General features: G+C 72.2%; 22 protein-coding genes. 10 read left to right on the top strand and 12 right to left on the bottom strand.

The genetic code is table 11. From position 1 onward, the window contains the following. Positions 1-45: 45 nt before the first annotated feature. The 3 genes from C2L58_RS30450 to C2L58_RS30440 all read right to left on the bottom strand — a co-directional run bounded on the left by C2L58_RS30450 (position 46) and on the right by C2L58_RS30440 (position 2,113). Positions 46-813: an alpha/beta fold hydrolase gene (locus C2L58_RS30450; protein WP_103341121.1), complete on the bottom strand. Its 768-nt coding sequence runs from the start codon at positions 811-813 to the stop codon at positions 46-48. 61 nt (positions 814-874) lie between these two features. Beyond that, the gene (locus tag C2L58_RS30445) at positions 875-1,552 is read right to left on the bottom strand and encodes a uracil-DNA glycosylase (protein WP_103341120.1); all 678 of its coding nucleotides are present in this window, start codon (positions 1,550-1,552) and stop codon (positions 875-877) included. Positions 1,553-1,582: 30 nt separating this feature from the next. Beyond that, positions 1,583-2,113 (bottom strand): gamma carbonic anhydrase family protein, encoded by a 531-nt coding sequence (locus C2L58_RS30440; RefSeq protein WP_013223643.1) that lies wholly within the window; start codon positions 2,111-2,113, stop codon positions 1,583-1,585. A 33-nt stretch (positions 2,114-2,146) separates the two neighbouring features. Between C2L58_RS30440 and C2L58_RS30435 the strand changes: the two genes are divergently transcribed. Further along, positions 2,147-3,361, top strand: coding sequence for a glycoside hydrolase family 27 protein (locus C2L58_RS30435; protein ID WP_233226026.1), 1,215 nt, complete (start codon positions 2,147-2,149; stop codon positions 3,359-3,361). Here C2L58_RS30435 and C2L58_RS30430 read toward each other — a convergent pair. Together C2L58_RS30430 and C2L58_RS30425 are read right to left on the bottom strand one after the other, a co-directional pair. Then, positions 3,348-3,827, bottom strand: a complete 480-nt coding sequence (locus C2L58_RS30430) for a GNAT family N-acetyltransferase (protein WP_103341118.1) — start codon at positions 3,825-3,827, stop codon at positions 3,348-3,350. The genes C2L58_RS30435 and C2L58_RS30430 overlap by 14 nt on opposite strands. A gap of 16 nt (positions 3,828-3,843) precedes the next feature. Then, positions 3,844-4,800, bottom strand: coding sequence for a thiamine-phosphate kinase (locus C2L58_RS30425; RefSeq protein WP_103341117.1), 957 nt, complete (start codon positions 4,798-4,800; stop codon positions 3,844-3,846). Between the two features lie 137 nt (positions 4,801-4,937). Here C2L58_RS30425 and C2L58_RS30420 point away from each other — a divergent pair, with 137 nt between their 5' ends. Then, positions 4,938-5,171 (top strand): Lrp/AsnC family transcriptional regulator, encoded by a 234-nt coding sequence (locus C2L58_RS30420; RefSeq protein WP_103341116.1) that lies wholly within the window; start codon positions 4,938-4,940, stop codon positions 5,169-5,171. Positions 5,172-5,234: 63 nt separating this feature from the next. Next, positions 5,235-5,771, top strand: a complete 537-nt coding sequence (locus tag C2L58_RS30415) for a DUF3515 domain-containing protein (protein ID WP_199191517.1) — start codon at positions 5,235-5,237, stop codon at positions 5,769-5,771. 19 nt (positions 5,772-5,790) lie between these two features. Here C2L58_RS30415 and C2L58_RS30410 read toward each other — a convergent pair whose 3' ends face one another. Both C2L58_RS30410 and pdxR read right to left on the bottom strand, forming a co-directional pair. Beyond that, positions 5,791-6,885: a D-alanine--D-alanine ligase family protein gene (locus tag C2L58_RS30410; RefSeq protein ID WP_103341114.1), complete on the bottom strand. Its 1,095-nt coding sequence runs from the start codon at positions 6,883-6,885 to the stop codon at positions 5,791-5,793. A 107-nt stretch (positions 6,886-6,992) separates the two neighbouring features. After that, positions 6,993-8,357: a MocR-like pyridoxine biosynthesis transcription factor PdxR gene (gene pdxR / locus C2L58_RS30405; protein WP_103341113.1), complete on the bottom strand. Its 1,365-nt coding sequence runs from the start codon at positions 8,355-8,357 to the stop codon at positions 6,993-6,995. Between the two features lie 85 nt (positions 8,358-8,442). On the opposite strand from pdxR, the gene C2L58_RS30400 reads away from it, so the two are divergent. Then, complete coding sequence (locus tag C2L58_RS30400; RefSeq protein ID WP_103341112.1) at positions 8,443-9,090, top strand: pyridoxamine 5'-phosphate oxidase family protein; 648 nt, start codon at positions 8,443-8,445, stop codon at positions 9,088-9,090. A 25-nt stretch (positions 9,091-9,115) separates the two neighbouring features. Here C2L58_RS30400 and C2L58_RS30395 read toward each other — a convergent pair whose 3' ends face one another. Beyond that, a complete protein-coding gene (locus tag C2L58_RS30395; protein WP_103341111.1) occupies positions 9,116-10,546 on the bottom strand; it encodes a sensor histidine kinase in 1,431 nt (476 codons plus the stop codon). Next, positions 10,543-11,256, bottom strand: coding sequence for a response regulator transcription factor (locus tag C2L58_RS30390; RefSeq protein WP_103341110.1), 714 nt, complete (start codon positions 11,254-11,256; stop codon positions 10,543-10,545). The genes C2L58_RS30395 and C2L58_RS30390 overlap by 4 nt, the downstream gene beginning before the upstream one ends. Before the next feature lie 147 nt (positions 11,257-11,403). On the opposite strand from C2L58_RS30390, the gene C2L58_RS30385 reads away from it, so the two are divergent. The 6 genes from C2L58_RS30385 to C2L58_RS30360 all read left to right on the top strand — a co-directional run bounded on the left by C2L58_RS30385 (position 11,404) and on the right by C2L58_RS30360 (position 16,291). Continuing rightward, entirely contained in the window at positions 11,404-12,750 is a 1,347-nt protein-coding gene (locus C2L58_RS30385; protein WP_103341109.1) for a ferredoxin reductase family protein, read from the top strand. Positions 12,751-12,762: 12 nt separating this feature from the next. Then, positions 12,763-13,281 carry an FMN-binding protein gene (locus C2L58_RS30380; protein ID WP_103341108.1) on the top strand — a complete coding sequence of 173 codons (519 nt, stop codon included), beginning with the start codon at positions 12,763-12,765 and terminating at the stop codon, positions 13,279-13,281. Further along, the gene (locus C2L58_RS30375; RefSeq protein ID WP_103341107.1) at positions 13,278-14,018 is read left to right on the top strand and encodes an FAD:protein FMN transferase; all 741 of its coding nucleotides are present in this window, start codon (positions 13,278-13,280) and stop codon (positions 14,016-14,018) included. The genes C2L58_RS30380 and C2L58_RS30375 overlap by 4 nt, the downstream gene beginning before the upstream one ends. 62 nt (positions 14,019-14,080) lie before the next feature. After that, entirely contained in the window at positions 14,081-14,461 is a 381-nt protein-coding gene (locus tag C2L58_RS30370; RefSeq protein WP_103341106.1) for a VOC family protein, read from the top strand. Then, positions 14,458-15,294 (top strand): class I SAM-dependent methyltransferase, encoded by an 837-nt coding sequence (locus tag C2L58_RS30365; protein ID WP_103341105.1) that lies wholly within the window; start codon positions 14,458-14,460, stop codon positions 15,292-15,294. Before C2L58_RS30370 ends, C2L58_RS30365 begins: the two co-directional genes overlap by 4 nt. Before the next feature lie 13 nt (positions 15,295-15,307). Beyond that, positions 15,308-16,291 (top strand): asparaginase, encoded by a 984-nt coding sequence (locus tag C2L58_RS30360; protein ID WP_103341104.1) that lies wholly within the window; start codon positions 15,308-15,310, stop codon positions 16,289-16,291. A 4-nt stretch (positions 16,292-16,295) separates the two neighbouring features. Here the strand turns inward: C2L58_RS30360 and C2L58_RS30355 are convergent, their stop codons facing one another. From C2L58_RS30355 to C2L58_RS30345, 3 genes are all read right to left on the bottom strand, one after another. Further along, positions 16,296-16,775: a cysteine dioxygenase gene (locus C2L58_RS30355; RefSeq protein WP_103341103.1), complete on the bottom strand. Its 480-nt coding sequence runs from the start codon at positions 16,773-16,775 to the stop codon at positions 16,296-16,298. A 186-nt stretch (positions 16,776-16,961) separates the two neighbouring features. Then, a complete protein-coding gene (locus tag C2L58_RS30350) occupies positions 16,962-17,978 on the bottom strand; it encodes an NAD(P)H-dependent glycerol-3-phosphate dehydrogenase (protein ID WP_103341102.1) in 1,017 nt (338 codons plus the stop codon). Continuing rightward, positions 17,978-18,682 carry a lysophospholipid acyltransferase family protein gene (locus C2L58_RS30345; RefSeq protein ID WP_233226025.1) on the bottom strand — a complete coding sequence of 235 codons (705 nt, stop codon included), beginning with the start codon at positions 18,680-18,682 and terminating at the stop codon, positions 17,978-17,980. Before C2L58_RS30345 ends, C2L58_RS30350 begins: the two co-directional genes overlap by 1 nt. Positions 18,683-19,046 lie beyond the last annotated feature (364 nt).

The raw sequence follows: 19,046 nt of genomic DNA, 5'->3' as shown, positions 1-19,046 counted from the left end.
TGAGTGGTAAGGCGGGTTAGAACCCGCCTTACCACTCACGACCGCCTACTTGAGGAAATCGACGAGGAGCGGGCGGAGCGTTTCCGGGTACTGCAGCACCCCGTGGTCCTGACCCTCGAGGGTCTCGTGCCGGGCCCCGGGCACCGCCGCGGCCGCCGCGCGGGCGCCCGACTGCAGCGCGTCGTCGCTCGCGCCGCCGCCGATCACCAGCGTGGGGGTCGAGATGCGGGCCAGGTTCTCCGACGGGCGGCCGTCCGGGCCGCAGATCGTCAGGTCGTACGGCAGGGTGTGCGCCAGCGCGGTGAACCAGCCCCAGACCGGGGCCTGCTTCATCCCCTCGATCATCTCCGCCGGAGTGCCCGCGACCTTCAGGAACGTCGCCACCGCGCCGTCGCGGTCCCCCGCCGCGAGCCGGGCGCGCACGTCGGCCACGACATCGGCTCGCGGGTGCTCGTCGGTCGCGTACGGCGGCTCATACGCCGCGACGCGCTCGATGCCGATGCCCGCCGCGGCCGCCTCCAGGGCCAGGATCGCCCCCGACGAGTGCCCGAACACCGCCGCCGTCCCGCCCGCGTGGGCGATCAGCGCCGCGATGTCCTCGATCTCCCGCTCCACCGCGTACTCGGCCGAGTCGCCGGAGTCACCGCGGCCCCGGCGGTCGTAGACGATCGTTGTGAAATCGCCGGCCAGGACCTCGGCCAGGCCCACCGTGGTCGTGCGGTCGTTGAACGCGCCACCGACCAGGATCACCGGCGGGCCGTCGCCGCGCTGCTCGAAGAAGATCGACGTGCCGTCGGCCGATGTGACGTTCATGTGCCCTCCAAGGATCCGTTTCCCCCTGGTCGGAGCCGGCCCGCGGATCCGGACACCGAACCTACGGCAGTTTCCAGTCCACCGGCGCCGCGCCCTGCTGCTCCAGGAGCTGGTTGGCCCGGCTGAACGGGCGCGACCCGAAGAAGCCGTTGTGCGCCGAGAGCGGGCTCGGGTGCGCCGACTCGATGCACGGCACCTCGCCGAGCATCGGGCGCAGGTTGCGGGCGTTGCGGCCCCACAGGATCGCCACCATCGGCTCCGAACGGGCCGCGAGGGCCTTGATCGCCTGCTCGGTGACCTCTTCCCAGCCCTTGCCCTGGTGCGAATTCGACTTCCCCGGCTGCACGGTCAGTGCCCTGTTGAGCAGCAGCACGCCCTGGTCGGCCCACGGCGTCAGGTCGCCGTTGGACGGCAGCGGGTGGCCGAGGTCTTCGGTGTACTCCTTGTAGATGTTGATCAGGCTCTTCGGGATCGGCCGGACGTCCGGCGCCACCGAGAAGCTCAGGCCCACCGCGTGCCCCGGCGTCGGGTACGGGTCCTGCCCGACGATCAGCACGCGCACGTCGTGGAACGGCTGCTGGAACGCCCGCAGCACGTGTTCACCCGCCGGCAGGTAGGTGCGGCCCGCGGCGATCTCCGCGCGGAGGAACTCCCCCATCGCGGTGACCTGCGGCGCCACCGGTTCGAGGGCTTTCGCCCAGCCTGCCTCGACGATGTCCTGCAACGGTCGTGCGGTCACGGCGCGCAAGCCTACCGGGCGTGGCCGGCGTCACCCGAGCGGGTCGAGCCGCCTCAGCTCGGTCCGGAACCGCTGCGCCCGCCGGACGTAGGAATCGACGACGAGCGCGATGTTCTCCGCGCTGAACGACTTGTTCTCGCGCGTCTTCCCCGGCACGCCCAGCGCGATCTCGCCGGTCTTGACGTGGGAGCCGTACGACAGCACCGCGCCCGCGCCGACCATGCCGCCGTCCTCGATCACCGAGCCGTTCAGCACCACCGCACCGGACGCGATCAGGCAGCCGGTGCCGATCGTCGCGCCTTCGACGTGCACCGCGTGCCCGATCGCCGACGACGGCCCGAGGATCGTCGGGTGGCGTTCGGTGCAGTGCAGGACGCAGCCGTCCTGGACGTTCGAACGCTCGCCGATCTCGATGTACCCGTGGTCGCCGCGCAGGACCGTCTGCGGCCACACCGACGCGTGCGCGCCGATCCGGACGTCGCCGATCACCGTCGCGTCGGGGTGGACGTAGGCGTCCGGGTGGATCGTCGGCTCGAGCGAACCGAGTGCGTAGATCGGCATTGCCGCCTCCGGGTGACCGCGGTTTCACTTCCCGTGCGATTGGATCACGCCATCGCCGCGAACCGGAACGCCAGTACTCCGAGCACGGGTCTCGTGCTCCTGCTCGTCGTGCTGACCTGGCTGCTCAGCCTGCCGGTGGTCTCGCCCGCGCTGGCGAACGGCTTGGCCGGCACCCCGCCGATGGGCTGGAACAGCTGGAACCAGGTCCGCTGCCACGACCTCACCGAGGACGTCGTGAAGCAGGCGGCCGACGCGCTCGCCGACACCGGCCTGCGTGACGCGGGTTACCACTACGTCGTCGTCGACGACTGCTGGCAGGCCTCCACCCGCGCCGCGGACGGCTCGCTGCGGCCGGATCCGGCGCGGTTCCCGCACGGGATCGCCGACCTGGCCGACTACGTGCACTCCCGTGGCCTGCTGTTCGGCATCTACGCCGTGCCGGGCAGCCGGACCTGCGCCATGGCGAACGACGCCTACCCCGCCACCGGCATCGGCTCGCTCGGCCACGAGCGCCAGGACGCCGAGACGTTCGACCGCTGGGGCGTGGACTACCTCAAGTACGACTGGTGCAACGCCGACACCGTCGACGGCCTCGACCGGAAGGCCGCGTTCGAGAAGATGCGCGACGAACTCGCCGCGCTGCCCCGCCCGATCGTCTACGCGATCTCCGAGTACGGCGTCTCCAGCCCGTGGACCTGGGCGCGACCGGTGGCGAACCTCTGGCGCACCACCTACGACCTGGTCCCGACCTGGGATTCGGTGCTCGCGACGATCGACCAGCAGGCCAGTGTCGCCGCCCACAGCGGCTCGCCCGGCGGCTGGAACGACCCCGACATGCTGCAGGTCGGCAACGGCACGCTGACCGCCGACGAGGCCCGCGCGCACTTCAGTGTCTGGGCCGTGCTGAACGCGCCGCTGTTCGCCGGCACCGACCCGGCGAAGCTGAGCGACAGCGACCTCGCGACGCTGGGCAACGCCGAGGCCATCGCCGTCGACCAAGACTTCGCGGGCAGCCAGGGCCGGCGGCTCGACGCGGGTCCCGGCTACCAGGTGTGGGGGAAACCGTTGAGCGACGGCGGTTTCGCGGTGGTGCTGCTCAACACCGGCAGCACCACCGCGACCGTCTCCGCTTCGATTCCCGGCCGCTGGCAGGTCCGCGATCTCTGGGCCCACCGGGAGACCGAGACCGACGTGTCGGCGGCCCTGCGGCCCCACGCGGCGGCCCTGCTGAAGCTCACGCCGAGGTGAGGTCCTTGCCGAAGCAGCGGCTCTCCGGCTCGTTCTTGTAGACGCCGAACTTCGGGATCTCGGCGTAGCCCGACGAGGTGTAGAGCGCGATGGCCTCGGGCTGCTTCGTCCCGGTTTCCAGGACCGCGCGCTTGCGGCCGCACAGCGCCGCGGTGCGCTCCAGCTCGGACAGGATCATCCGCGCGAACCCGCGTCCGCGGGCGGAGTCGGCGACGTACATCCGCTTGAACTCGGCGTCGCCGTCCTGGAAGTCGGGCCCGGGGCCGTCGTGGGCGCGCCACGCGCCGCAGGCGACCGCTTCCTCGCCCTGGTAGCCGACGAGGAACACGCCCTGGGGCGGATCGAAGTCCGCGGGGCTCAGCGGAGTGGCGTCCTCGCTGCCGTAGCGCTCGATGTACACCTGCTGCACCGCGGTCATGAGCGTGGCCGCGTCGGGGTGGTCGTAGGGGACCGGAACGATTCTCACGCTTCCGGAGCCTAGATCAGCGCCAGTGCGTCCATCCGCCTTCTCGAGAAAACGGTTTCCCGTCGACGGTGATCCCGGAGCCGGCCATGGTGACGACGCCGATCGTGCGCCAGCCGTCCGGGAGCTCGGTGAACGGCGGGAAGGTGGCCGCCAGGGCGTGGTCTTCGCCGCCGGTGAGGACCCAGGTGAGGGGGTCCGCGCCGAGGGCGGCGCCGACCTCGGTGAGCCGGGCGGGGATGTCGAGGTCGGCGGTGCGGACGTCGATGCCGACGTCGGAGGCCTCGCCGATGTGGCCCAGGTCGGCGAGCAGGCCGTCGGAGACGTCGATCATCGCGGTGGCCCCGGCCAGCGCGGCGCGTGGCCCGGCTTCGTAGGGCGGTTCCGGGCAGCGCTGGGCGTTGACGACGCCGACCGGGGACCGGAAGCCGCGGCCCAGCACGGCCAGCCCGGCCGCGGCCCAGCCGAGCCGCCCGTTCACCGCGACGACGTCACCGGGCCGGGCGCCCGAGCGCGTCACCGGCTCGCGGTCGCCGAGGTCACCGAGGGCCGTGACGCTGATCACGAGCTGGTCGGCGCGGACCATGTCGCCGCCGGAGACGCCGATGCCGGCGCGTTCGGCCTCGGCCCACATGCCGTCGGTGAGCGCCTTCACCACGTCGCTCGCCGTGTCGGGCGGGCAGGCGAGCCCGACCAGGACGGTGGTCGGGGTGGCGCCCATGGCGGCGATGTCGGCCAGGTTGACCGCAACGGCCTTGCGCCCGACGTGCTCGGGCGTGGACCAGTCGAGCCGGAAGTGGACGCCCTGGACGAGGACGTCGGTGCTGGCGACCACCCGGCCGTCCGGGGCGGCGACGACGGCGGCGTCGTCGCCGGGACCGAGCAGCGTGCCCGGGGGCTGGCGCCGTCCTTCGGTGACGGCGCGGATGAGCGCGAACTCCCCGGTCTCGGCGACCGTTCCGTCGTTCGGTGACACCGGTCACCTCTGTCTTTCTCTACCGGGACAAAGATCGATCACCGATAGTCGGATGCCCTATGTTTTTCCGTGAGCTGGCGATACGTTGCTGATGACGTTCCTACCTTGAGCTTTCGATCCCGACGAAAGGGCGCGCCGTGGTCCACGCATACATCCTCATCCAGACCGAGGTCGGCAAGGCGGCCGCGGTGGCTGCCGAGATCTCCAGCATCCCGGGTGTCACCAGCTCGGAGGATGTCACCGGACCGTACGACGTGATCGTCCGCGCGGACGCCGACAGCGTCGACCAGCTGGGCCAGCTCGTGGTCGCGAAGGTGCAGAACGTGGAAGGCATCACCCGGACGCTGACCTGCCCGGTCGTCCACCTCTGACACCCGGATTCCGGGGGTCCGGGGGTCGTCCCCCGGGCAATGTCACTGTGGTGTAGTTGTCCGGTGCCTGACTCCGACACCGGTGCACCGCCCCGGGTGGTGCTCGTCACCGCGGCCGCGCTCGCCGTGGCCCTGGCGGTCGCCGTCGCCGTCTTCGCCCTGACCCGGCCGTCCCCTTCGGACTCCGCGGGACCGCTGCCGCTGGTTTCCGTGCCGGCGCCGTTCGCGGGGTCACCGGGGTGCACGACGCTGCTGGGCGCGGTGCCCACGGAACTGACGTCCAACGGGACTTCCCTGAAGGTGCGGGCGCTGGCGGCCCCGGCCCCGCCCGCGACGGTGGCCTGGGGTTCCGCGGACCCCGTGGTGTTGCGCTGCGGCCTCGACCGTCCCCCGGAGCTGACACCGACGGCGCAGCTGCGGCTGGTGAACAAGGTGCAGTGGCTGCAGGTGCCGGGCGAGGGCGCGTCGACGTGGTACGTGGTGGACCGCGAGGTCTACGCGGCGCTGACGGTGCCCGACAGCGCCGGGACCGGGCCGCTGCAGGCCGTTTCGGACACGGTGGCCGCGAAGCTGGCGCCGCAGCCGCTGCGGTTCGGTTAGCTTTCGGTCGGTTTTTCGGTCAGCGCAGGCCGGTTCCGCGCGCGATCGCCGTCTCGATGAGGGTGGTCAGCAGCGTCGGGTAGTCCATGCCGGTGACCTCCCACATCTTCGGGTAGGCGGACTTCGTCGTGAAGCCCGGCATGGTGTTGACCTCGTTGATGATCAGCTCGTGGTTTTCGGTGACGAAGAAGTCGACGCGGGCCAGGCCCTGGCAGTCCAGCGCCCGGAACGCCTCGACGGCCATCGCGCGGAGCTTCTCGGTGAGGGCGTCGTCGAGCTTGGCGGGGATGTCGAGTTCGGCGTCGTCGCCGAGGTACTTGGTTTCGAAGTCGTACCAGGCGTTCTCGTCCTCGGAGAGCACGCGGATCTCGGCGGGCAGCGAAGCTTCGACGCGGCCGTCGGGGAACTCGAGGACACCACACTCGACCTCCCGCCCGACGACGGCGGCCTCGACGAGCACCTTGGGATCGGTCGCCCGCGCGAGCGCGATGGCGTCGTCCAGCTCGTCCCAGCCGGCGACGCGCGAGATGCCCACGGAGCTGCCGGCCCGGGAGGGCTTGACGAAGACGGGGAGGCCGAGGCCTTCCTTGGTGGGTTCATCCAAAGTGGACTGCCCGCGGCGGAGGGCGGCGTAGGTCCCGACCGGAAGCCCTTCGGCGGCGAGGAGTTTCTTGGCGGTTTCCTTGTCCATGGCGGCGGCGCTGGCGAGGACCCCGGGCCCGACGTACGGGATGCCGGCGAGTTCGAGGAGGCCCTGGATGGTGCCGTCCTCACCGAAGGCCCCGTGCAGCACGGGGAAGACGACATCGACACGCGACAGCAACTCGCTTTCCCGCCCGGCTTCGACGGCGACGAGCCCTTGGCTGGACGGATCCCCGGCGAGGACGAGGCCTTGGCCGTCGTCGACGGAGGGCAGTTCCCGGCCGCGGATGGCGAGCTGAGCGGAGTTCCCGGAGCCGAGCACCCACCGGCCCTCGCGCGTGATCCCGACCGGGACGGCCTCGAACCGCTCGGGATCGAGGTGGCCCAGGACGCTGCCGGCGGACAGGCACGAGATGGTGTGCTCGCTACTGCGCCCACCGAACACGACGGCCACCCGGATCTTCTCGCTCATGGTGAGCCACCGTACCCGGTGACCTCGCGGAACAGCCGAGCCCGGTGCGCCGGCCCCGGTTCGCCAGGCCCGAAGTTGTCCCCATCACGACCCGCTTGTGGACAACCTCACCGCAACAGCCCCACCAGCACCGGCAAAGCCGCCACCAAAGCCTCCCGCGAACACCCCGCGTACCCGATCGCCACCCCGTGCGCCGACGGCTCACCGGCGAAATGCCGCGCCAGCCCATCCAGCCGGATCCCCCGCCGCTCGGCCGCGGCGATCACCGACGCCTCCACCGAAGCCGACGAAAACTGCACCACCAGGTGCGCCCCCGCATCATCCCCCCGCACCGGCACCTCCGCGGCCGACAAAGCCCCCGCCAGCAACGTCCGCCGCTCCGCCATCTCGCGGCGGAGCTTGCGCAGGTGACGGCCCAGATCCCCGTTTCGCGCGAATTCGTACAACACCCGCTGCCCCGCCGGCGAAGGCCGCGTCCCGGTCAGGTCCCGGTACGCCAGCACCGCCGAAGTGATCGCCTCCGGCGCCACCATCCAGCCCGCCCCCAGTGTCGGCGTCAGGATCTTCGACGTGGTCCCCAAATGCACCACGACGTCCGGCGCCAGCGAAGCCAGCATCGGCAGCGGCGCCACGTCGAACCGCAGCTCGCCGTCGTAGTCGTCCTCGATCACCAACATCCCGGACGCACGCGCCCGCTCTACCAGCGACACCCGCCGGGCCGCGCTCAGCCGGCTGCCCATCGGGTACTGGTGCGCCGGCGAGCAGTACACCGCCCGCGCATCGTCCGGGAGAGAATCCGGGCGCAACCCCTCGTCGTCCACCGGCACGCCCACGACCCGCATCCCCGCCCGGAGGAACGCCTGCACCGCCCGCTGGTAGCCCGGCTCTTCGACGGCGACGACGTCCCCGCGCTCCAGCACCGCCGCGGCCAGCTCCACCACCGCCGCCGTCGTGCCGCCGGTCGCCAGGACCGATCCCGCCGCCAGCCCGCGGTGGCGCAGGAGGTGCTCCGACACCGCCGCGCGGTACTCCGGCAGCCCCGCGCGGTGGGCGCGCACCAGGGGCTCCGGATCCGCCGCCGCCCGCCACGCGCGGCGCCAGGCCGCTCGGTCCAAACCCGCCGCCCACGGTGTTCCCGGCCCGAGGTCGAGCAGCGAGGACGGCGAGACCTCGACCGCCGGGACCGCGGGCGCCGGGACCTCCGAAGCCGAAACCGAAGGCGGAGTCGTCACGTAGGTGCCGGAACCGTGCCGCCCCGCGATCCAGCCCTCGGCGTGCAGCTGCTCGTACGCCGCCGACGTCACCGTGCGGCTGACGCCGAGGCGGCCGGCCAGCGCCCGGGTCGAGGGCAGCCGGTCGCCGCCGCGCAGGTGGCCGCTGGCCGCGGCTTCGCGCAGCGCGTCCGCCAATTGCACGGCCAGGGGCGTCACCGCCGAACGGTCGAGGCGGACCGGGAGCGCGGTATCGGACACGGGACCTCCCCGACGAGAGTGGACTTCCCAAGTGTACGAGAAGTGGCCGTTTTCCGAGGCCACTGTGCCGGGAGACGCTGGTCGCATGTTGTCGACCACGCCCCGCACCACGCTCGGCCGCAAGAAGCACCGCGCCGTGACCGACCGCTCCGCGCTGCACGCCGTCCTGGACGAAGGCCTGATCTGCCACCTCGGGATCGTCCGCGACGGCGTGCCGCTGGTCCTCCCGACCGGCTACGGCCGCGACGGCGACACGCTCTACCTCCACGGTTCGACCGGCGCCGCCAGCCTCCGCACCGCGGCGCACGGCCTCGACGTCTGCGTGACGGTGACGCTCCTCGACGGGATCGTCTACTCGCGCTCGGTGAACAACCACTCGATGAACTACCGCAGCGCCGTCATCCTCGGCCAGGCGAAGCCGGTCCTCGACGCCGAAGCGAAGATGCACGGCCTGAAGGTCCTCACCGACCACCTCGCGCCGGGCTCGTGGGAGCACGCGCGCGAGGTCGACGCCAAGGAGTTCGCCGCGGTGTCCGTGCTCGCGCTGGACCTCGCCGAGGCGTCGGTGAAGGTGCGCGCCGAGGGCCCGGACGACGAGCCCCGGGACGTCGAAGCGGACACCGCCTGGGCCGGGGTGCTGCCGGTGCGGACGGTCTTCGGCACGCCCGAGCCGTCCGCGGACCTCTCCCCCGGCTGGCCCACACCGGCGCACGTCACCGGTCGTGAGTGGTAATTAGGGTTCTAACCCGAATTACCACTCACGACGGCCGCGGCAGACTCGGAAACCGGACCGTGAAGGTTGTCCGGCCCGGCGACGAAGCCACCGAGACCGTGCCGCCGTGCGCGGTGACCAGGGACTGGACCACCGACAGCCCGAGCCCGGTGCCGCCGTTGCCGCGGGTGCGGGAGTCGTCGACGCGGAAGAACCGGTCGAAGATCCGCTCCTGATCCCCCACCGCGATCCCGGGCCCGGTATCGGTGACGTCGACGACCGCTTCGGCCCCCGAAACCGCCACCGAAACGTGCACCGACGTCCCGGGCGGGGTGTGCACGGCCGCGTTGGCCAGCAGGTTGTCCAGCACCTGCCGCAGGCGCACGGGGTCGGCGTCCACGAAGGCCGCCGAAAGCGCCGAAGTCAGCGGGTGGTCCGGCCGGCCCGCGGCGAACGCGTCCGCCGCGTCCCCGGCCAGCTCGGCCAGGTCGACGCGCTCGGGCCGCAACGGCGTCTCGGCGGCCCGCGCGTCGAGCCGGGCCAGCAGCAGGAGGTCGTCGACGAGCACGGTCATCCGCGCGGTCTCCTCGCGGATCTTCGCCAGGTGCGCCTCCCGCTCCGCCGGCTCGTTCGCCGCGGCGTAGCGGAAGAGGTCGGCGTAGCCGCGGATCGACGTCAGCGGCGTCCTCAGCTCGTGCGAGGCGTCCGCGACGAACCGGCGCAGCCGCTCGTTCGCCTCGGTCTTCGCGGCGAGCGAGGTGTCGATGTGGGCCAGCATCACGTTGAACGCCGTCCGCAGCTCTTCGACTTCGGCGCCGCCGCCGGTGCCCGCCGCGCGCGCCGGGAGGGCCGGGTTCGCGGTGAGGTCGTGGGCGGCGATGTCGTGCGCGGTGCCGGCCATGTCGGCCAGCGGGCGCAGGCCGCGGCGCAGCACCAGCCGTCCCACGACCACCAGCACCCCCAGCGCGAGCGCGAACGCGGCGACCTCCACCCAGATCAGCTGCTGGACCGTGCCGTCGAGGTCCTTCTGCGGCGCGGCGGACAGCAGCACCGAGTCGGTGTCGACGGGGCACGCCCGCACCCGGTACGGGCCGTCGTCACGCAGGGAGATGGTCCGGGTGACGTCGCCGCCCACCGCCTCGGCGGCGATCTTCGCCAGCTGCCGGGCATCGCCCGGCAGCTGGCCGCCCGGCTCGGGGACGGCGACGCCGCCGGTGACCTTGTACAGCGCCGAGTACCACGAGTACACCGACTGCGGTGAGCCGTGCGTCTCGCGCAGCTGGGGCAGCTGCGTGTTCTGGCTCTTGGACAGCTGCTCGTCGAGCCGCCGGTCGAGGTAGCCGTGCATGATCCCGACCGTCGTGACGCCGACGGCCGCGAACACCACCAGCGCGAGCGCGCCGAGGCCGAGGGTGATGCGGGTGCCCAGCCGGGTGCGCTGCCAGGCCCCGTACCACCGGCGGAGGACGCCCGTCACCGGTGGGCCTGCCGCACGACGTACCCGACGCCGCGCACGGTGTGGATCAGCGGCTCGCCACCGCCCGCGTCGACCTTGCGCCGCAGGTGCGAAATGACCAGTTCGACCACATTGGACCGGCCGCCGAAGTCGTACTCCCAGACGTGGTCGAGGATCTGCGCCTTGGTCAGCACCGCGGGCGAGCGGCGCATGAGGTAGCGCAGCAGCTCGTACTCCGTCGGCGTCAGCTCGGCGAGCCGCTCGCCGCGGCGGACCTCGCGGGTGTCCTCGTCCAGCGTCAGGTCGCCGACGCGCAGCACGGCGCCGCGGGCCTCGGGCTGGTGCGCGAGGCCGGCGCTGCGCCGCAGCACCGCCCGCAGCCGCGCCATCAGCTCCTCGACCGAAAACGGTTTCACGAGGTAGTCGTCACCCCCGCGGGTGAGCCCGGCGATCCGGTCGGCCGTCGCGTCCTTGGCCGTGAGGAAGACCACGGGCACCGCGTTGCCGCCCGCCCGCAGGCGGTCGAGCACGGTGAAGCCGTCGAGGTCGGGCAGCATCAGGTCGAGCACGACGATGTCCGGCCCGAACTCCGCGGCCCGGCTCAGCGCGGCCTGCCCGGTGCCGGCCGTGACCGCCTGCCACCCCTCGTACCGGGCGACGGTGGCGACGAGGTCGGCGATGTGCGGCTCGTCGTCGACGACGAGCAGGCGCACCGGGTCGGGAGTCTGCACTCCTGCATCTTCTCCCGCGGCGGGCGACGCGGGCGAGGCGAGGCGGCGGCCGACAGGAAGCCGACAGCCGGCACCCAGACTCGCCACAGGACGGGCGGCGAGGCTGGCCTTCGTGAACCGAACCGAAGGGGGATCCGTGTGAGGACCATGACGCAGACCGCCGAGGCCGCGCGCCCGGCGATCCGCCCCCGGATCGCCGCGAAATCCGGCCTCTTCCTCTTCCTCGGCGCCAACGTGGCCGCCGTCACCGTCCTGTTCGTGCAGGCCGGGGTTTCGCAGAACGTGCTGATCACGATCGGCAGGCTCGCCGGCCTCTACGGCGCGCTGGCGATGGCGTTCCAGCTGCTGCTGGTGGCCCGGCTGCCCTGGCTGGACCGCCGGCTCGGGATGGACCGGCTGACCACCTGGCACCGCTGGACCGGCTTCACGATCCTCTGGACCCTGCTGGCGCACCTGGTGTTCATCACCATGGGCTACGCGGAGGTCTCCAGCAAGGGCGTCGTCGACGAGCTGGTCGAGATGGCCAACACCCTCGAAGGGATCCTGCGGGCGCTGGTCGCCTTCGCCGTGATCCTCGTCGTCGGCGCCGCCTCGGCGAAGTTCGCCCGCAAGCGGCTCGCCTACGAGACGTGGCACTTCATCCACCTCTACACCTACGCCGCGATCGTGCTGGCGTTCACGCACCAGATCGCGCTGGGCCAGTCGTTCGCCGGCTCGGAGCAGGCGAAGGCGTACTGGTGGACGCTCTGGCTCGGCGCCGGTGCCGCGGTGCTCGCCGGGCGCGTCGTGCTGCCGCTGTGGCGGAACCTGCGCCACCAGCTGCGCGTCACGGCGGTGGTTTCCGAGTCCCCGGACGTCGTTTCGGTGTACATGTCCGGCAAGCACCTGGACAAGATGCCGGCCAAGGCGGGGCAGTTCTTCCTGTGGCGGTTCCTGACGAAGGACCGTTGGTGGCAGGCCAATCCCTTCTCGCTGTCGGCCGCGCCGGACGGCCGTTCCCTGCGGCTGACGGCGAAGGCGCTCGGCGATTCCAGTGCCGGGCTGCGCACCCTGCGCGTCGGGACGCGGGTGTTCGCCGAAGGCCCGTACGGCGCCTTCACGACGATCCACCAGCAGCGGCCCAACGCGCTGCTCGTGGCGGGCGGCGTCGGGATCACGCCGATCCGCGCGCTGCTGGAGGACATCGACGGCCACGTCGTCGTGCTGTACCGGGTGCGCAACCAGGCCGACGCGGTGCTGCTGCCGGAGCTGAACGAGCTGGCCAAGGCCCGGGGCGCCAGCGTCAGTGTCCTCACCGGACCGGACCAGGCGGTCGGGCCGCGTGGCGTGATGCTCGGGCCGGCGAACCTGCACATGATGGTGCCGGACGTGCACGAGCGGGACGTGTTCGTCTGCGGCCCGCCGGGGATGACTTCCGCCGTGCTGCGCAGCCTGCGCGAGCTGCGCGTGCCCAACGCCCAGGTCCACGCCGAACGTTTCAGCCTCGCGGCCTAGGGGGAAGGTGCTGTGAAGAAGACCATTTTCGTCGTCGCGCTGTCGATCGCCGGGTTCATCTCGGTCTGGCGGTTCGAGCCGGGGCCGGTCCAGAACACCGCCGCCATCGCGCAGGCGCCCCCGCCGATCGTCACCGCACCGTCCACATCGGCCGCTCCGGCGACCACCACGTCGGCGGTTCCGTCCACTTCGGCCGGTCCGGCTCCGTCCACATCGGAGGCACCGGCCACCTCGAAGCCGCCGTCCACCCGGAGCACCAAGGACGAGCCGGTGATCACCCGCGGCAGCGCGGAGTCGAGCCGCTACGGCACCGTGCAGGTGCAGGTGACGTTCACCGGCGCCCGGCTCACCGCCATCACCCTGCTGCAGGCCCCGGACAGCGGCCGGTCGCTCACCGCCCTGCCGAAGCTGCAGGAGGAAGCGATCAAGGCGCAGAGCGCCGCCATCGACACGATCACCGGCGCGACCGAAACGAGCGAGTCGTACAAGAAGTCCCTGCAGGCCGCGATCGACCTGAGAGGCGCCCGATGACGAACCGCGTCGAACAGGTGATGGGCCTGCCGATCTCGCTCGACCTGCGTGACGAAGGCGACTTCGCCGAGGTCGTCGACGACGTCTTCGCGTGGTTCCGCGACGTCGACGCCCGGTTCAGCCCGTTCAAGGACGACAGCGAGGTCAGCCGGTACGACCGCGGCGAGCTGACGGCCGCCGAGCTCAGCGACGACCTCCTGGAGGTGCTGGAGCTCTGCGCGTACTACGAGCAGCTCTCCGGCGGCGCGTTCCGCGCGCGGCTGCCCGGCCGCGGCCTCGACCCGTGCGCGGTGGTCAAGGGCTGGGCGGTGCAGCGCGCGGCCGACATGCTCAAGGCCGAGGGCGCGACGACGTTCTGCCTCAACGCCGGCGGCGACGTCGTCACCGCGGGCGAACCGCAGCCGGGCCGTCCGTGGCGGGTCGGGGTGCGCCACCCCGAGCAGCCCCTGGCCGTGTGCGCGGTCCTGGAGTCGCGCAACGGCGCGATCGCGACGTCGGCGGCCTACGAGCGCGGCTCCCACATCCTCGACGGCCGCTCCGGAACCCCGGCGACGGGCCTGATGAGCGTCACCGTGGTGGCCGGCGACCTGGTGACGGCGGACGCGCTGGCCACGGCGGCGTTCGCGATGGGTGCCGAGGGCATCAGCTGGGCGGCCGACCGCCCGGACTGCGAGATCCTCATCGTCGACGACAGCCGCCGCGTGCACCGGACGGCGGGCCTGGCGCTGGCGTCCTAAAAAGGTTCGCCCTTCCCGGACGGCTGCACCAGACTCGGTCGCACCCGTCTTCGAGGAGCGCCATGCCGTCGTCCGTCCTGAACGTTTCCGTCGACTGCGCCGACCCGTACGAGCTGTGCCGGTTCTGGAGCGAAGTCACCGGGAAACCGATCCCGGAAGAAGACCAGCCGGGCCACGACGAGGTCGGCTTCCAGCTGAACGACGACACGGCGTTGCTGTTCCTGCGGGTCCCGGAGCCGAAGACGGTGAAGAACCGGCTCCACCTGTGCCTGCAGCCGGACATCCCGCGCGACGAAGAGATCTCGCGGATCCTCGCCCTCGGCGCGACCCTGGTGAACGACCTCCGCAACCCGGACGGCACCGGCTGGGCGGTCCTCGCCGACCCCGAGGGCAACGAGTTCTGCGTGCTGAGGAGCGCGGCCGAGCGCGCGGCGACGTCGTGACGGACTCGTTCGCGGTCAACTCGTTCGCGGTCAACAAGGCCAACTGGGACGAACGCGCGGTGCTGCACGCGGCCTCGCCGGACTACGGCTTCTCTCGGTTCGCGGCGGATCCGGCGCACCTGAGCGACGTCGTGCGGTTCGACCGCCCGCGCCTGGGCGACCTGACCGGGCTGCGCGCGGTGCACCTGCAGTGCCACCTCGGCACGGACACGGTTTCGCTGTCCCGCCTGGGCGCGGCCGTGACGGGCCTGGACTTTTCGGGTGCGGCGCTGGCCGAGGCCCGCCGGCTCGCCGCGGCGGCCGGCGCGGTGATCGACTTCCACGAGGCCGACGTGCACGACGCCGTCGACGTGCTGGGCGCCGGGCGGTTCGACCTCGTCTACACCGGGATCGGCGCGCTGTGCTGGCTGCCTTCGGCGGCGCGCTGGGCGGCGGTGGTCGCCGGGCTGCTGCGGCCGGGCGGCCGGCTCTTCATCCGCGAAGGGCACCCCATGCTGGGCACGCTGGACGAAACCGATCCGGCGTCCCCGCACTACTCCTACTTCGAGCACGCCGAGCCGCTGGTCTTCGACGATCCCGGCACCTACGTCGCCGTCGACCGGCCGATCGAGCACGGCGTCACCCACTCGTGGAACCACTCGCTGGGCGAGATCATCACCGCCCTGCTGGACCACGGCCTGACCGTGACCGGCTTCACCGAGCACGACAGCGTCCCGTGGAACGCGCTGCCCGGGCAGATGGTCCACGACGAGGCCACCGGCGAATGGCGGTTGAAGGACACGCCGTCGCGGCTGGCGGCGAGCTACACGCTCCAGGCGGTCAAGACCGGCTGAATAGGGTGGCGGCATGGCACGTCCCCTGATCGCCGTCGCCACGCTGGGCGGCACCATCTCGATGGCCCCGGTCGACGGCGATGGCGGCGCCGTTCCGCGGTTCGGTGCGGCCGAGCTCCTCGGCGGGCTCGGCGACCTGCCGATGGACGTCCTGGCGGAAACCCTCGCCGGGATCGGCAGCGCGTCGCTCGACTTCGCGACCCTGCTGCGGTGCCGCGAATGGGGCCTGCGCCAGGACGCCGACGGGTTCGTCGTCGTCCAAGGCACCGACACGCTCGAGGAAACGGCGTACTTCCTGGACCTGTACTGGCCGTCGGACGTCCCTTTGGTCATCACCGGGGCGATGCGCAACGCCGGTCTGTTCAGCCCGGACGGGCCGGCGAACCTGCGCAACGCGCTCACCGTCGCGGCGGATCCGCGCAGCCGCGGCCGGGGCGTGCTCGTCACGCTCAACGACGACGTCCACGCGGCGCGCTGGGTGCGGAAGACGCATTCGAGCCACCTCGAGGCCTTCTCGTCGGCGCCGGCGGGGCCGCTGGGCATGGTCGTCGAGCACGCCCTGCACTACTTCCACCCGTCGCCGTCTCGGCCGCCTTCCCTCGAAGGTGACGGCTTCGGCGGCCTGGTGCCGGTGGTGGAAGCCGGTCTCGACGACTCGGGAGCGGTGCTGGCGCACGTGGCTTCCCAGCCGGATGTGCGCGGTGTGGTGATCGCCGCGGCGGGCGTCGGGCACGTTTCCTCCGGCACGGCGGACGTCATCGCGCGGCTGGTGCCGTCGCTGCCGGTGGTCGTCGCTTCGCGGACCGGGGCCGGCCCGACGCTGCGGTCGACGTACGGCTTCCACGGCTCGGAGTCGAGCCTGATCGCGATGGGCGCGACGATGGCGGGCTGGCTGGACGCGCGGAAGTCGCGGATCCTGCTGCACGCACTGCTGGCCTCCGGCGCGGACCGTGCCCGGATCGAGCGGGAGTTCCGGGCTCGCGGCGACCTGGACTGAAGGGTCAGTCCCGGACCGGCCCTTCCACGGGGTCGAGGTGGTACGGGCGCATCGCGCGGCCCGCGTCGCGGTAGACGTGGAGGGAGATCGCCGGGTCCGGGCCCTCGTTGCGGACCTCGTGCACGTACCCGGGCCCGAACACCCGCGACTGCCCCGCGGACAGGGCGTGCAGCTCGGTGACCGCGCGGCCGTCCGGCGCCCGGCGCGCCACGGCTTCGGTCAGGTGGCCGCTGACCACGGTGAACGCACCGCTGGCGAACGCGTGGTCGTGCAGGTCGGTGCGCTGGCCGGGCAGCCAGCTCATCAGCCACACCTCCTGCTGCTCGTCCTCCGACACCAGCGTCGCGAAGCGCTCGTCGGGGTCGTAGCGCAGCAGGTGGCGCCAGCGGTCGCGGTCGGCGGCGACCTCGAGGGCGACGCGCACCGGGTGGCGCAGCGCGGGGTTTTCGGGTCGCAGCAGGGTGTTGTCCGGAACGGCGAACATGAAGGTCCTCACGGGAAGAAAGGGGTGTCGAACTGGGCCGGGGCGGGGTTCACCGACAACAGCGACACGCGCGCACGCTCGAGCGGAGGCTCATCAGGCCCCACGACTCGGACATGGCGTACGCGAACATGCGAACAGACTCCCAGCCGCCTCGTGGCCGGTCAAGACGTCTCACCTGACGGGAGGTCAGGACCATTCGTGCTTCTGGGACCGCCCCAGCAGCTCCGCGCCGGCCTGGCGGGGGTCGACGCCCTCGTGGCAGACGCGGTGCATGGCGTCGGTGATCGGCATGTCGACGCCGAGGCTCTGGGCCAGCGCGCGGATCGACGAGCACGACATGACGCCCTCGGCGACCTGCCCGCCGGCCGCGGCCTGCGCCTGTTCGAGCGTCTCGCCGCGGCCGAGGCGTTCGCCGAAGGTGCGGTTGCGCGAAAGCGGCGACGAGCAGGTCGCGACCAGGTCACCGACGCCGGCGAGCCCGGCGAAGGTGAGCGGGTCGGCACCCAGTTTCGCGCCGAGCCGGGCCATCTCGGCCAGGCCGCGGGTGATGAGCGTGGCCATCGTGTTGGTGCCGAGGCCCAGGCCCGCGGCCATCCCGGTGCTGAGCGCGATCACGTTCTTGCAGGCCCCGCCGAGCTCGCAGCCGACGACGTCGGTGTTCGTGTACGGGCGGAAGTAGGAGTTGGCGCAGGCGCGCTGGATCGCGACGGCGCGTTCGTGGTCGGCGCAGGCCAGCACGGAGGCGGACGGCTGCCCGGCGGCGATCTCCTTGGCCAGGTTCGGCCCGGTGACGACGACGACGTCGTCGGCGGTGACACCGACGATCTCGCCGATCACCTCGCTCATCCGCTTGAGCGTGCCGAGCTCGACGCCCTTGGCGAGGCTGACGAGGATCGCGTCCCGCGGCAGCAGGTCGCGCCACGCCGTCAGGTTCGCCCGCAGGCTCTGGCTGGGCACGGCCAGGACGACGGCTTCGGCGCTTTTCGCCGCTTCCGCCGGGTCGCTGGTCGCGGTGATGTTCCCGGGCAGGGTCACGCCGGGCAGGTAGGCGCTGTTGGTGTGCCGCTCCCGGATGTCCGCGGCGACCTGCTCCCGGCGCGCCCACATCGTGACGTCCCGGCCGGCGTCCCCGAGCACCTTGGCGAAGGCGGTGCCCCACGACCCGGCCCCGAGCACGGTGACCCGCTGCACGTCGGCGCGCATCAGGCGGGATCCCCCGGCTTCGCCACCGGCGGTTCCTCGTGCCGGATTTCGGCGAGGAGCCGGGTCACCTCGTCCATCATGACCTTGGTGACTTCGCGCAGCTTGGTGGCGCTGCGCGTGTTGCCACCGCGGTAGGCGGACAGGTCGATCGGGTCGCCGACGGAGTGGGTGATCGTCTTGCGCGGGAACGGCGTGAACTTCTTCGTGTAGCCGTTGAAGATCTGGCTGGTGCCCCACCGGGCGACGGGGATGATCGGGACGTCGTTCTGCAGCGCGAGCCGCGCGGCGCCGGTGAAGGACTCCTTCGGCCAGCCGGCCGGGTCCTTGGTGATGGTGCCTTCGGGGTAGATGACGACGATCTTGCCCTGTTCGAGAGCTTCGTGAGCAGCCTTGAGACTGTCCCCGGCGGCGGCCGAGCCCCGCGAGACGGGGATCTGCCCGGACCCTCCGACGATCGGGCCGAGGACGGGCGCGCGTAGCAGGCTCTCCTTGAAGAGGAACCGCGGGACGCGCTTCTGCCGGTGCACGAAGACGGCATCGACGACCGGGTCGAAGTGCGAGATGTGGTTCATGACGAGCAGCGCGGGCCCCTGCCGGGGGATCTTCCCGGCCCCGACGTAGACCCGCCGCCCGATGGCGGTGAGCGGGTAGAACAGTACGGCGGCGAGCCCCACCCAGAAGCCGCCCTTCTCACGCCGGGCCACGATCTCCTCCTCCACACGTCACGTCCGGGGCTTGATCCTGCCGCGCCGGGTTCCGGCCAGTCCAGGGAGGGTCGGTTCGGCGGCGGTGACGGGGGTCCCGACCAGGCCGGGGGCTGCTTTCCGGGGTAGGGGGATGCGCCGCCTGCCTGCGCGGTTCGCCGACCTCGGCCGTGCGCCTGGCCGGGGCACAGCCGGACCGGGCGGGCTTGCCGGGGCTCGGACCCGCCCGGCGAGAGGGAGCGGATGGGCCGGAGGGTGCTTGGCAGGCCTTTTCGCCGGTCGTGAGGCTTCCCCCGCCCCACACAGCCCGCCCCACACAGCCCGCCCCACACAGCCCGCCCCACACAGCCCGCCCCACACAGCC

The organism is Amycolatopsis sp. CA-126428 (assembly GCF_002904335.1).
GTDB lineage: Bacteria > Actinomycetota > Actinomycetes > Mycobacteriales > Pseudonocardiaceae > Amycolatopsis.
Note: the sequence above shows the minus strand (reverse complement) of the source record. Positions and strands in the feature narration are given on the sequence as shown.

Excerpts from the sequence above, each read along its gene's own strand:
- C2L58_RS30450 (WP_103341121.1), bottom strand. The coding sequence starts at position 813 with ATGAACGTCACATCGGCCGACGGCACGTCGATCTTCTTCGAGCAGCGC.
- C2L58_RS30440 (WP_013223643.1), bottom strand. The coding sequence starts at position 2,113 with ATGCCGATCTACGCACTCGGTTCGCTCGAGCCGACGATCCACCCGGAC.
- C2L58_RS30410 (WP_103341114.1), bottom strand. The coding sequence starts at position 6,885 with ATGAGCGAGAAGATCCGGGTGGCCGTCGTGTTCGGTGGGCGCAGTAGC.
- C2L58_RS30400 (WP_103341112.1), top strand. The coding sequence starts at position 8,443 with ATGTTGTCGACCACGCCCCGCACCACGCTCGGCCGCAAGAAGCACCGC.
- C2L58_RS30385 (WP_103341109.1), top strand. The coding sequence starts at position 11,404 with ATGACGCAGACCGCCGAGGCCGCGCGCCCGGCGATCCGCCCCCGGATC.
- C2L58_RS30375 (WP_103341107.1), top strand. The coding sequence starts at position 13,278 with ATGACGAACCGCGTCGAACAGGTGATGGGCCTGCCGATCTCGCTCGAC.
- C2L58_RS30370 (WP_103341106.1), top strand. The coding sequence starts at position 14,081 with ATGCCGTCGTCCGTCCTGAACGTTTCCGTCGACTGCGCCGACCCGTAC.
- C2L58_RS30360 (WP_103341104.1), top strand. The coding sequence starts at position 15,308 with ATGGCACGTCCCCTGATCGCCGTCGCCACGCTGGGCGGCACCATCTCG.
- C2L58_RS30355 (WP_103341103.1), bottom strand. The coding sequence starts at position 16,775 with ATGTTCGCCGTTCCGGACAACACCCTGCTGCGACCCGAAAACCCCGCG.
- C2L58_RS30350 (WP_103341102.1), bottom strand. The coding sequence starts at position 17,978 with ATGCGCGCCGACGTGCAGCGGGTCACCGTGCTCGGGGCCGGGTCGTGG.